The organism is Streptomyces sp. NBC_00289 (genome assembly GCF_041435115.1).
In the GTDB taxonomy this organism is placed as follows: domain Bacteria; phylum Actinomycetota; class Actinomycetes; order Streptomycetales; family Streptomycetaceae; genus Streptomyces.
Genome location: NZ_CP108046.1, coordinates 3032228 through 3044686, shown reverse-complemented (window position 1 = coordinate 3044686; position 12459 = coordinate 3032228). Strand labels below are relative to the sequence as shown.

The 12459-nt window shown below is 72.9% G+C and carries 10 protein-coding genes; 7 read left to right on the top strand and 3 right to left on the bottom strand.

What is annotated here, in order from left to right; genetic code table 11:
- Window positions 1-106: 106 nt before the first annotated feature.
- Entirely contained in the window at window positions 107-1843 is a 1737-nt protein-coding gene (locus OG985_RS13970; RefSeq protein ID WP_371668648.1) for a hypothetical protein, read from the bottom strand.
- A 217-nt stretch (window positions 1844-2060) separates the two neighbouring features.
- Here OG985_RS13970 and OG985_RS13965 point away from each other — a divergent pair, with 217 nt between their 5' ends.
- From OG985_RS13965 to OG985_RS13935, 7 genes are all read left to right on the top strand, one after another.
- On the top strand, window positions 2061-2450 hold the full coding sequence (locus tag OG985_RS13965; protein ID WP_371668647.1) for a cell division protein SepF: 390 nt from the start codon (window positions 2061-2063) through the stop codon (window positions 2448-2450).
- A 74-nt stretch (window positions 2451-2524) separates the two neighbouring features.
- Window positions 2525-3778, top strand: a complete 1254-nt coding sequence (locus tag OG985_RS13960; protein WP_371668646.1) for an AAA family ATPase — start codon at window positions 2525-2527, stop codon at window positions 3776-3778.
- Window positions 3775-4101, top strand: coding sequence for a nucleotide pyrophosphohydrolase (locus OG985_RS13955; protein WP_371668645.1), 327 nt, complete (start codon window positions 3775-3777; stop codon window positions 4099-4101). Before OG985_RS13960 ends, OG985_RS13955 begins: the two co-directional genes overlap by 4 nt.
- A gap of 191 nt (window positions 4102-4292) precedes the next feature.
- Window positions 4293-4763, top strand: a complete 471-nt coding sequence (locus OG985_RS13950; RefSeq protein ID WP_371668644.1) for a DUF6099 family protein — start codon at window positions 4293-4295, stop codon at window positions 4761-4763.
- Between the two features lie 237 nt (window positions 4764-5000).
- Window positions 5001-5924, top strand: a complete 924-nt coding sequence (locus tag OG985_RS13945) for an LLM class F420-dependent oxidoreductase (RefSeq protein WP_371668643.1) — start codon at window positions 5001-5003, stop codon at window positions 5922-5924.
- A 169-nt stretch (window positions 5925-6093) separates the two neighbouring features.
- The gene (locus OG985_RS13940; RefSeq protein ID WP_371668642.1) at window positions 6094-7587 is read left to right on the top strand and encodes a 3' terminal RNA ribose 2'-O-methyltransferase Hen1; all 1494 of its coding nucleotides are present in this window, start codon (window positions 6094-6096) and stop codon (window positions 7585-7587) included.
- A complete protein-coding gene (locus OG985_RS13935; RefSeq protein WP_371668641.1) occupies window positions 7584-10127 on the top strand; it encodes a polynucleotide kinase-phosphatase in 2544 nt (847 codons plus the stop codon). The genes OG985_RS13940 and OG985_RS13935 overlap by 4 nt, the downstream gene beginning before the upstream one ends.
- Window positions 10128-10395: 268 nt before the next feature.
- Here the strand turns inward: OG985_RS13935 and OG985_RS13930 are convergent, their stop codons facing one another.
- Both OG985_RS13930 and OG985_RS13925 read right to left on the bottom strand, forming a co-directional pair.
- The gene (locus OG985_RS13930; protein ID WP_371668640.1) at window positions 10396-11295 is read right to left on the bottom strand and encodes a hypothetical protein; all 900 of its coding nucleotides are present in this window, start codon (window positions 11293-11295) and stop codon (window positions 10396-10398) included.
- Window positions 11292-12338, bottom strand: coding sequence for an SPFH domain-containing protein (locus OG985_RS13925; RefSeq protein ID WP_371668639.1), 1047 nt, complete (start codon window positions 12336-12338; stop codon window positions 11292-11294). Before OG985_RS13925 ends, OG985_RS13930 begins: the two co-directional genes overlap by 4 nt.
- Window positions 12339-12459: the final 121 nt, after the last annotated feature.

The window sequence follows — 12459 nt, the reverse complement described above, 5'->3', positions numbered from 1 at the left end:
CTCACCCGACGGAAGTGCGCCATCCGAGCGCGAGCCACCGAGTGTGAACCGCCCCACGGCGAACCGCCCGACGGCGAACCGCCCGAGCCGTCCGAGAGTCAGCCCCTCAAGCGTGAGCCCCCCCCGAGCCGAACCGCACATAGGCGCTCGACAGCGTCTGCGGCGAGGGAGTGAAGGCGCGCAGCCGGATCCGGGCATCGGGTCGGACGAGGTGGTACCGCCCGCCGGGGGGCCGGAGTTCGTACAGCGCCGTGGTGTGGGCGGGCAGAGTGGCAGGGCCCCGGAGGACCGACCAGTACGGGTCCATGCCCTGCCCCGCGGTGAGCGTGAAGTGGGGCGTCAGGGCGCTGCCGTCCGTGTTGGTGACCCGGACGGTCAGCCGGGAGACGGCACTCGCCGAGGCCCGCCGCACCGCGACCACCCGCATACGCAACGGCGGTGTCCCCGTGGCCGCCAGCGCCGCGCTCCCCAGGGCGGGGGACAGCAGGAGAAGTATGGTGGCGACCCGCGCCGGGCGGCGGGGCGGGCCGGACAGTCCACGAGGCCGTGGCTGCCACGCGGCGGCGAACTCCGGCAGGGGCGCGGTGACCGCGGCCGCCAGCCACAGCGGCGTCATCATCAGGTAGTACCCGTCCTGGGAACGGGTCGCCAGATAGAAGGCACACCAGGGCAGTACGGTCGCCGCCGGGCCCAGCCGGCGCACGAACAGCACGAAGAGCGCCAGCAGCGCGGCGGCCAGCAGCAGGCTCGCGTGCCCGTACCAGTCGAGCCGGTCGCTGCCGTTCGTGTAGTACAGCGAGATGCCGATCAGGCCCTGCCCGTGCAGTGTCGCGCCCTGCGTGAGCGGCAGCGCGATGCCGTCGAGCCAGGTGCCGGGCTCGCTGACGGCGAAGTACGTGTTGACCAGCAGCCATACGACGCCGGCGATGCCGACGAGTCGCCCCAGTGTCCGCGCCGCCGCCCGCCCGCCCAGTTCCCCGCGGCGCACGGCGTAGATCCCGGCCAGCAGGAACGGCGCCAGGAACCACGGCAGTTGCTGCGCCGCGCAGGCGGCCCCGAGGCAGGCCGCCTGCGCCACACCCGCCGGGCCGAGCCGTCCGCCCCGCCCGATCCGCGGCCAGCGCACCACCACCGGCACCAGCAGGGCCATCGCGAGGATCGCCGGGTAGCCGAGCCGGCCGTACGTGGGCAGCATCGCGAAGCCCAGGCACACCATGGTCGCCGCCGACCGCCACGGCACGGGCAGCAGCCGCCACAGCACGACCGTGCCGACGAGGAGGGCGCCCGTGCTCACCGCCGTGGCCGGGGTGCCGCCGTGCCCGAGCCACAGCAGGGGCGCGGTCAGCAGCGGCGCGAGGGGTGGATAGCCGTACGTGTAGTCGTAGCCGCCGGTGACCGTGGGAGTGACGGCGACTCCGTGGCCGAAGAGCCAGGGCCACGGCTGCCCGTAGACGGCGTGTCCTGCGGCCAGCTCCCGGGCGGCCTGGGTGGTGAGGAGCGCCTCGTCCGAGCCCTTGTGGTAGAGGATCCACGCGCAGAGCGTGAGCGTGAGGGCGGTGACCAGGACGCACAGGTCCAGTCGCGCCAGCGATCGGGTCCGGCGCACCACCAGGGTGAGCACCCCGCAGACCAGGATCGAGGCGTAGCACGCCGAGATGACCGCGGCCACGGCGAGCCGGTGGCCGGCCGCCTGGGTCCACACCGACCGGGTCCCGATGAAGAGACTGACGTCGGCGAGCAGGGTCAGGACGCGATGCCACTGGGCGGGGGGTTCCGGGGCGGCGGACACCGCCGGCCGGTCGCGCCGGCCGGGTGTCACCCGCTGTGTCTCTGCCGTGTGCACGACTCGGGACCGTAGTCGCGTGGGGTGAGCGGGCTGTCGCCGGAGGCGAAGAGTCCGGTGTGAGAGGGGTGAGAAGGGGCTTTACCGGCCTGAAACGGGCATGAGTATCCGGTCGTTGTGACGGTCGCCCATCGTGTCGTTGTTGGGCTGAACGGGTGACGTGGCGTAAGAATTGACCGGTGCAGGAAACGAGTGCGAGTCAGGTCGGGGGAAACCGGTGAACAGCTACGACGTCACCGATGAACAGTGGGAAGGACTCGCTCAGGTCGTTCCGTTGCGAGGCCGGGACGCCTGGCCGTCCGCGGTGGGCCATCGCGCGCTCCCGGACGCGGAGACCGAGACCCGCCGCCGTTTCGTCGTGCTCAGGATCAACGTGTTCGCGGACGCCCGCGAGGTCGCCGAGACGCTGATGGCGGGCATCCCCGTGCTGCTCGACCTGACCAGCGCGGAGACCGAGGTCGCCAAGCGGGTCCTGGACTTCAGTACGGGCGTCGTCTTCGGCCTGGCGAGCGGGATGCACCGCGTCGACCGGAACGTGTTCCTGCTGACGCCGTCCGGAACCGAGGTGACGGGGCTGATGGAGGGCGCGGGAGTGCCCGGCGCGTGAGGCCGGTCCCCCGATCGTAGGAAGGTCTCCGTAGAGGAACGGTTCGCCCGACGGCGGAGTCCTACCGTCCGGATATGACCGTGCCCTCCGCCTCCGCCTTCTCCTCTCCCTCCTCCTCGCCCCCTTCCTCGGGTTCTCCCTCTCCGGCCGGGTCTCCTTTCCCCTTCGGCTCCGGTGTCCCGGCACTCACGGAGTCCTCGCGGCGTGCGTCGCGGCCGGCGCTGCCGCGGCTCACCGAGCTGCGGCTGTCCGCCTTCGCCGCGCATCGGGGCGCCGCCTTCCCACTGGGACCGCTCACCCTGCTCGCCGGGCCCAGCGGCCGCGGCAAGACGAGCGCGCTGCGGGCGTACGAGGCACTCGCCCGGCTCGGTGGCGGAGCGGCCCTCGGTGAGGTGTTCCCCGACCCGGTCGCCTGTGTGCCCGAGCGCGCCCGGCCCGACGCCCAGCGCCGCCGTGGGTTCCGCATCGGCTGCACGGCCGACGGTCCCGAGGGCTCGGTCCGGCTCGACGTCGCCGTCCAGGCCGAGCCCGAACTGCGCATCGTGGGGGAGCGGTTGACGGCCGGCGGCCTGGTGCTCCTGGAGACCGCCCTGCGCGATCCGGGGCGCCGTACCGTCCAGGCCGCCTGGCACACCGCCGGGGCGTCGCCGGTCACCCGCGCCCCGCTGCCGGACGACCGGCTCGGCACCCCGCTGCTCCCGCTGCGCGTGGCCGGCAAGACGGAGGGCCAGCGTCGGGTGCTCGCCGCCGCGGAGCAGATGGTGGTGGCCCTGCGGTCCGTCTTCGCCTGCGACCCGCGGCCGGCACGGATGCGTGCCGCCGTGCCCACCGGCTCCGGTCGGCTGCTCGGCGGCTGCGACAACCTCGCCGACGTGCTGTGGCGCACCCGTGCGGAGTGCGGCCGCCGGCATGCGCAACTCGTCGCCGCGGTGCGCGCCGGCTGTGCGGGACCCGTCGCCGACCTGTGCGCCGAACCGCTCGGCGACGGCACGGTACGGGCGGTGCTCGACCGTGGCGACGGCGTCCGGACGCCGCTCGGGCGGCTGGGCGAGGGCGAGTTGAGGTACCTGGCCCTGTCGCTGGTCCTGCTCACCGGGCCGGGGGTGCTGGATCTCGACGCGGCCGGCGAGGTGCCGGCCGCCATGCAGACGCTCACCGTGCTCGCCGACGGGCTCGACCGGGGGCTGGATCCGGGCCAGCGGGGCGAACTGCTGCGGCTCGCGGCCCGTATGTGCGAGCGCGGACACATCCGGCTCGTCGGCACGGTGAGCGACGCGTCGTGGACCTCCGTGGCGGACGGAATCTCGGTGGTACACCTGGACGCGTGACAGAACCTCTCGATGTGGCGAAGCTGCAGCGCAGGCTGGTGGAGTTCGCGGCCGCGCGGAACTGGCAGCCGTACCACACGCCCAAGAACCTGGCCACCGCGCTCAGCGTGGAGGCATCCGAACTCGTCGAGATCTTTCAGTGGTTGACGCCCGAGGAGTCGTCCCGGGTGATGGACGACCCGGACACCGCGCACCGCGTCTCGGACGAGATCGCCGACGTGCTCGCGTATCTGCTGCAACTGTGTGAGGTGCTCGGGATCGATCCGCTGGCGGCGCTGGACGCGAAGATCGACCGGAACGAGGGGCGATTTCCGGCGCCGTAAGGAGCTGTTGGTTCCACTTTCACTCTCCGGAGTCAAAATCCCGCCCGAAACCGAATCGTTGTCCGTTAATTTCCGTCTTCCTCTGGCTTTTCGACTTGTTCGAGCTCACTCTGGGTAGTGAACACTCGGTAGTGCACACGGGAGTTCGGGCGGACGCGCCCTGGGCGCGTCGCGACAGACGGGGGCAGCGCATGGATGCGGTGCGGCTCATCGTGACGAGCAGGCGCGCGCTGGCGGGAACCAGCGACGCGCCGGAGGTCATGACCCAGGTGTGGCAGGCGCAGGCCCTCGCCCAGGCGATAGGCAGCCGCCTGGCGGTCTTCGGTCCGCCCGAACTCCGCGGCGAGGCACTGGGGTTGACGGAACTGGCGGGCAGAGGCTGCGGCGTGCTGAACACGCCGGAGCTGGACCTCAAGGACCTGCTGGCGGCCCAGCTCACCGACCTGGGCGACGCCCGCCAGGCCCTCATGTACCTCGGCGGCCTGCTGGGCGAAGTGGGCATCGCCCTCGTCGGCCTGGCCTGCGCAGTGGACGACGAAAGCACGTACTGGCAGTGCATGGAGGCCATCGACGCGGCGGACGAGTCGAGGGACCGGGTCCGCGAGATGCTCCGCAAACTGGCGGACGCACAGCCCGTGTTACCGGAGCGGGAGGCGGGCTAGAGCGGACCCGGCAACCTGCGCGGATCCCGCAGCGTGCGCCGGCCCGGGCAGGTGAGCCGGCCCGTCCTCGTGCGCCGGCCCGGCAGGCTGCGGCGGGGGAAGTTCGAACAAGGCGGCCTCCTCGGCCCCGGCCTCCGGCGAAGGCCGACGCGGATGCGCCCCCGGCGGTGATCAGGGCCGGGTGCGGCCGGAGGGTCCGGTGAGGTTGACGGCGGCCCCGGCGTGCAGGATGGAGGCATGGATTTTCGAATCTTCACCGAGCCCCAGCAAGGGGCCACCTACGACACCCTGCTCGCGGTGGCGAAGGCCACCGAGGACCTCGGATTCGACGCCTTCTTCCGCTCCGACCACTACCTCGCGATGGGCTCGGGTGACGGCCTTCCCGGCCCCACCGACGCCTGGATCACCCTCGCCGGCCTCGCCCGCGAGACCCGGCGCATCCGCCTCGGCACGCTGATGACCGCCGGCACCTTCCGGCTGCCCGGCGTGCTCGCGATCCAGGTCGCGCAGGTCGACCAGATGTCGGGCGGCCGGGTCGAGTTCGGCCTCGGCGCCGGCTGGTTCGAGGACGAGCACAAGGCGTACGGCATCCCGTTCCCGAAGGAGAAGTTCGCCCGCCTCGAGGAGCAGCTGGCGATCGTGACGGGCCTGTGGGAGACGAAGCCCGGCGAGACCTTCGACTTCCACGGCACGCACTACGACCTCACCGCTTCGCCCGCGCTGCCCAAGCCCGCGCAGGCGAGGATCCCGGTGCTGGTCGGCGGTCACGGCGCGACCCGTACCCCGCGGCTGGCCGCCCGGTACGCCGACGAGTTCAACATGCCGTTCGCCTCGGTCGAGGACAGTGAGCGCCAGTTCGGCCGGGTCCGCGCGGCGGTCGAGCAGGCCGGCCGCGGAGCCGACGCGCTGACGTACTCCAACGCCCTCGTCGTCTGCGTCGGCAAGGACGACCAGGAGGTCGCCCGCCGTGCCGCCGCGATCGGCCGCGAGGTCGACGAGCTCAAGGCCAACGGCCTGGCCGGCACGCCGTCCGAGGTCGTCGACAGGATCGGCCGGTACGCGGAGATCGGCGCCCAGCGGTTCTACCTCCAGATCCTCGACCTCCACGACCTGGACCACCTGGACCTGATCTCCTCCCGGGTCCAGTCGCAGCTGTCGTAGGACACACCGGCCGGGCGGTGGGCGGAGGTCTGGCTCCGGACACGGGGCGGGCGGTGGCGGACGTATGCCTCCGGACACCGGGCGGGCGGTGGCGGACGTATGGCTCCCGCTGCCGTCCATCCGGGAAAACCACTGGTCACACGCCACTTCGGCCGGGAGACTCAGGGGCATGTTCCTGACGATCTCGACCACCGGCACCCCGGAGAGTCCCGCGACCGACCTGGGGTTTCTCCTGCACAAGCATCCCGACAAGGCGCAGGCGTTCTCGACGTCCTACGGCACGGCGCACGTCCTCTACCCCGAGGCCGACGTCGAGCGCTGCACCGCCGGGCTGCTGCTGGAGGTCGATCCGGTGGCGCTGGTCCGGCGGGGCAAGGGCAAGGGGCGTGGCGGCGCGCCCGACGCGGCGCTCGCGCAGTACGTCAACGACCGCCCCTACGCCGCCTCCTCGCTGCTGGCCGTGGCGCTGAGCAGCGTCTTCTCCAGCGCGATGCGCGGCGTGTGCGCCTCCCGGCCCGAGCGCGCCGCGCAGCCGCTGCCGCTGCGCGTCGAGGTGCCCGTGCTGCCCGCCCGCGGCGGCCCGGCGCTCGTACGGCGCCTCTTCGAACCGCTCGGCTGGACGGTGAGCGCCGAACCCGTCGCGCTGGACACCGCGTTCCCGGAGTGGGGCGACTCGCGGTACGTGTCCCTCGTACTGGAGTCCGCGACGCTGACCCTGGCCGAGGCCCTGCGTCACCTGTACGTCCTGCTGCCCGTCCTCGACGACGCGAAGCACTACTGGGTCGCCTCCGACGAGGTCGACAAGCTGCTGCGGGCCGGCCAGGGCTGGCTGCCCGGGCACCCGGAACAGAAGCTGATCACCAGCCGCTTCCTGTCGCGCCGCTGGGCGCTGACCCGGCAGGCCATGGAACGTCTGGAACTGGTCCGGCTGGCCGAGGCCGACGACAGCGCGGTCGAGGAGATCGACAACGCGGTGGCGGCGGAGACCGAGGCCGAGGAGAAGCCGACGCCGCTCGCCGTGCTGCGCCGGGACGCGATCGTCGCCGCGCTCGACGCCTCCGGCGCGACCCGTGTCCTCGATCTCGGGTGCGGGCAGGGCCAGTTGGTGCAGGCGCTGCTCAAGGAGCCCCGGTTCACCGAGATCGTGGGCCTCGACGTGTCGATGCGCGCGCTCACCATCGCCTCCCGGCGGCTGAAGCTGGACCGCATGGGGGAGCGGCAGGCCTCGCGCGTCAGGCTCCTCCAGGGTTCGCTGGCGTACACCGACAAACGGCTCAAGGGCTACGACGCCGCCGTACTGAGCGAGGTGATCGAGCACCTCGACCTGCCGCGGCTGCCCGCCCTGGAGTACGCGGTGTTCGGCGCGGCCCGCCCCCGGACCGTGCTGGTGACCACACCGAACGTCGAGTACAACGTCCGCTGGGAGAGCCTGCCGGCCGGGCACGTCCGGCACGGCGACCACCGCTTCGAGTGGACCCGCGAGGAGTTCGGCGGATGGGCCCGGGCGGTGGCCGAACGGCACGGGTACGACGTGGAGTTCGTCCCCGTCGGCCCGGACGACCCGGAGGTGGGACCGCCCACCCAGATGGCCGTCTTCTCCCTGCGCCCGACCGGTACCAGGACGACGGACACCACCACCGAGAAGGAGGCGAAGGCGGCATGACCGAGACGCGTAACGGACGGGTCCTCCCCGTCACCGACCTCTCCCTCGTGGTGCTCGTCGGTGCCTCCGGGTCCGGCAAGTCCACCTTCGCCCACCGGCACTTCAAGCCCACCGAGATCATCTCCTCGGACTTCTGCCGGGGCCTGGTCTCCGACGACGAGAACGACCAGAGCGCGACGAAGGACGCCTTCGACGTCCTGCACTACATCGCCGGCAAGCGCCTGGCCGCCGGCCGCCGCACCGTCGTCGACGCGACCAGCGTGCAGCAGGACTCCCGTCGGCAGCTGATCGACCTGGCCAGGGAGCACGACGTGCTGCCCATAGCCATCGTGCTCGACGTGCCGGAGGACGTGTGCGCCGAGCGCAACGCGGCACGCGCCGACCGGGCCGGCATGCCGCGCCGCGTCATCCAGCGCCACACCCGCGAACTCCGTCGCTCGATCCGCCACCTGGAACGCGAGGGCTTCCGTAAGGTCCACGTCCTGCGCGGGGTGGAGGACGTGGAGAACGCCACCGTCGTCACCGAGAAGCGCTTCAACGACCTGACCCACCTCACCGGCCCCTTCGACATCATCGGTGACATCCACGGCTGCTCCGCCGAACTGGAGACGCTGCTGGGCGAGTTGGGCTACGTCGACGGCAGCCACCCGGCCGGCCGCACCGCCGTGTTCGTCGGCGACCTCGTCGACCGCGGACCGGACAGCCCGGGTGTGCTGCGCCGCGTGATGGCGATGGTCGGGTCGGGCGACGCGCTGTGCGTGCCCGGCAACCACGAGAACAAGTACGGCCGTCACCTGCGCGGCCGCAAGGTCCAGCACACGCACGGCCTCGCCGAGACCATCGAACAGATGGAGGGTGAGAGCGAGGAGTTCACCAAGCGGGTACGGGAGTTCATCGACGGTCTCGTCAGCCACTACGTCCTCGACGGCGGCCGCCTGGTCGTCTGCCACGCCGGCCTGCCGGAGAAGTACCACGGCCGCACCTCGGGCCGGGTCCGCTCACACGCGCTGTACGGCGAGACGACCGGCGAGACCGACGAGTTCGGCCTGCCGGTGCGCTACCCGTGGGCGGAGGACTACCGCGGCCGGGCGGCCGTGGTCTACGGCCACACCCCCGTCCCGGAGGCCACCTGGCTCAACAACACCATCTGCCTCGACACCGGTGCCGTCTTCGGCGGCAAGCTCACCGCGCTGCGCTGGCCGGAGCGGGAGCTGGTCGACGTACCGGCCGAGCGGGTCTGGTACGAGCCGGCGAGGCCGCTGCGGTCCGAGGCGCCCGGCGGGCACGACGGACGTCCGCTGGACCTCGCCGACGTGCACGGCCGCAGGGTCGTGGAGACCCGGCACGCGGGCCGGGTCTCCGTCCGGGAGGAGAACGCGGCGGCGGCCCTGGAGGTCATGAGCCGCTTCGCGGTGGACCCGCGGCTGCTGCCGTACCTCCCGCCCACCATGGCGCCGACCGCCACCTCGCGTGTCGAGGGCTACCTGGAGCACCCCGCCGAGGCCTTCGCGCAGTACCAGGAGGACGGCGTGCCACGGGTCGTGTGCGAGGAGAAGCACATGGGGTCGCGGGCGGTGGCCCTGGTGTGCCGGGACGCGGAAACCGCCGGCAAGCGGTTCGGGGTCGGGGAAGGTGTCACCGGGTCGCTGTACACCCGCACCGGCAGGCCGTTCTTCGACGACCGGTCCGTGACGGAGGACATCCTCGGCCGGGTGCGCGCGGCGATCGGCGAGGCCGGTCTGTGGGAGGAACTCGACACCGACTGGCTGCTGCTCGACGCCGAGCTGATGCCGTGGTCGCTGAAGGCGGCCGGGCTGCTGCGCAGTCAGTACGCGGCGGTCGGCGCCGCCTCCGGGGCGGTGTTCCCGGCCGCGCTGGCCGCGCTGGAGGGTGCGGCCGCGCGCGGCGTGGAGGTGTCGGACCTGCTGGCTCGGCAGCGTGAACGGGCCGGGGCCGCGGCCGCCTTCACCGACGCGTACCGCCGGTACTGCTGGCCTACGGACGGCCTGGACGGCGTCCGCCTGGCACCGTTCCAGATCCTGGCGGTCCAGGGCCGCAGCCTCGCCGCCCTGGCCCACGACGAACAGCTCGCCCTGCTCGACCGGCTCGTCGAGCACGACGCCACCGGCCTGCTGCAGACCACCCGGCGCCTGTACGTCGACACCGCCGACCCGGAGTCGGTGCGGGCGGGTGTCGACTGGTGGCTGGAGATGACCGGCCGCGGCGGCGAGGGCATGGTCGTCAAGCCGCTCGGCGCGGTGGTGCGCGGCGGGCAGGGCCGCCTCGTGCAGCCCGGCATCAAGTGCCGGGGCCGCGAGTACCTGCGGATCATCTACGGTCCCGAGTACACGCGCCCCGACAACCTGGCCCGGCTGCGCCAGCGGTTCCTCAACCACAAGCGGTCGCTGGCGATCCGTGAGTACGCGCTCGGCCTGGAGGCACTGGACCGCCTGGCCGAGGGTGAGCCGCTGTGGCGGGTGCACGAGGCGGTGTTCGGGGTGCTCGCCCTGGAATCCGAACCGGTGGACCCCAGGCTGTGACGGGTGGTCTCCGCGGGTGCCTTCGTCTGTGACGGGGTTCCCGCGGGCTCGCGTCGGTGGGCTTCCGTCTGTGACGGGGACCCGCGGGCTCGCGTCTGTGGTGGGGCGCCCGCTGGCTCGCGTCTGTGCCGGGGCGTCCGCGGGTTCGTGTCTGTGCCGGGGCGCCCGCAGGCTTCCGTCTGTGACGGGGGTACCCGCGGACTCGTGTCTGTGACGGGGTACCCGCGGGCTTCCGTCTGTGGCGGGGCGCCCGCGGGATACGCGGGCCTCACCCCACCAGCCGCAACCGCTGCTCGCACACCCCCACCCGGATCGTCTGCCCCCACGTCAGCTCCAGGGCGTCCCGCTCCATGCCGTCGCCGAAGGCGATGAGCCGTTCGGACTCGACGGTGAGGCGGAGGCAGGCCGGAGCCGGAAGGTCGCCCGCGACCAGCGAGGTGCCGGTGGCGGGGGACGGCCAGGCCTCGCGGACGAACCAGAGGAGGCGGGCCTCGGCGGGACGGGGCAGGGGCAGCGCGCTGGCCCGTTCCTGCCACACGGACCTGATCCAGCCCGTCGCCCCGGTCCCCGTCCCCACCAGCACCCCCGACGATGCCTGGGCCTCGACGACACCCCTGTCGTCCTCGAGGCCCAGGCGGTATCTGGCGGTCTGGTGTCCGACGGCGCCGAGGTAGATCTCGTTCAGCGCGACCAGCCGCTGTGTGTCGTCGGCGACGGCCTCCACCATGGTCAGTTCGTCGACCGGCGTGCCGGTCGCGTGCGCCGCCGGGAGCAGGCGCGCCGCGTCCGCGGGCCGGTGCCGCACCAGCACGCCCGGATTGCGCCCGGGCTCCGTGTCGATGCCCACCACCGGCTGCCCCGCGAGGTACTTGGCGGCGTTCGCCACCAGGCCGTCCTGGCCCACCACGACCACCACGTCCTCGGGCGCGAACAGGAACCGGTCCAGGTCGGACCGCTCCACCCGGGCCTGACGCCAGGTCAGCGGCACCGCCGAAGCCACCTCGGCCAGAGCCCGCCGGGCCCGCCGGTGCCGTTCGGCGATCTCCTCGATGTCCCGGCCGCGTGAGGACAGGAAGAAGGCGGCCTGCCCGTGGGTGCCGTGCCGGGCCACCAACTCCTCGTACTCCGTGGTGCGGTGGACCAGCACGACCCGCGGGGCGAGACTCACGTCCGCTCCGGTGAGCCCAGCCGCGCGAGCAGTCCGGTCAGCACGTCCGGGGAGATGGTGACGCTGTCGATGTTCGGCAGGTTCTCCGCGAGGCGCGTCCCGGTGAGGGCGTGCAGGGTGGCGAGGCCGTCCACGCCCGCGTCCGCGTGCACCCGCAGCCAGGCCGCCTGTGCCTGCGCCCGCGCTTCGCCGAGCTCGCGTGCCCCCTCGGCCTCCGCGCGGGCGAGCCGTACCGAACGGGCCGCCTCCGCCTCCGCCAGCCGTACCGTGCGTGCCGCCTCCGCCCCGGCCCGGACCCCGTCCGCCGCCGCGTGCTCCTCCGCCTCCCGGCGGGCGTTGGTGCCCCGCTGGTCGACCAACTGCTCCTCTCGACGGGCGAGTTCGATCTGGCTGGCCAGTTCGTTCTCGGCGATCGTCCGCTCCCGCTCGACCGCCACGGCCCGCCGCTCGTACGTCGCCCGGTCGGCCTCCTGCTGGATCTGTTCGCGCGCCGGAGTGCGCAGTGCCCGCTCCACCTCCGGCTCGGGCCGCAGCGCGACCACCCGTACGGCCACCACCTCGATGCCGGTGGCCGGCAGTCGGGGCTCCGCGTCCAGGCCAGCTGCGACGCGTTCGCGGACCGCCACCACACCGTCGACCAGGGCGGCCGACAGCGGTGTCCGGGCCAGGACGTCGAGCGCGTGCTGCTGCGCCGTTTCCGTGAGCAGCGTGCCCAGTTGCTCCAGCGGCGCGCCCCGCCACACCCCGGTGTCCGGGTCGATGGAGAAGTCCAGCCGGGCGGCGGCGAGCGCCGGGTCCCCGATCCGGTAGGTGACCGTCGCCTGTACCGCCACGTCCTGGAAGTCGGAGGTGCGGGCATGGAAGGTCATCGCCAGCTCGCGGTCGTCGACCGGCACCTCGGACAGCGCCGCGGTCAGCGCCCGGAACCAGAAGCTGAGTCCCGGGCCGTCGTGCGCCAGTCTGCCCGAGCGGTAATGCCGGATGTGTGCCGTGGGGGCGCCACGAAGGTGGCGCCGGCCCAGGCGCCGGGTGATGTCGGCCATGGGTCCCCTCCTTTTTCGTCATCGAGACGATAACGGGTGGGGTCGCTTCTCGTCAAGGGGACGAGAAGCGGGGGAGGTGAAAAGAGAAGGAAGGGAAACGCCAGAGCAGGGGGTGAATCCG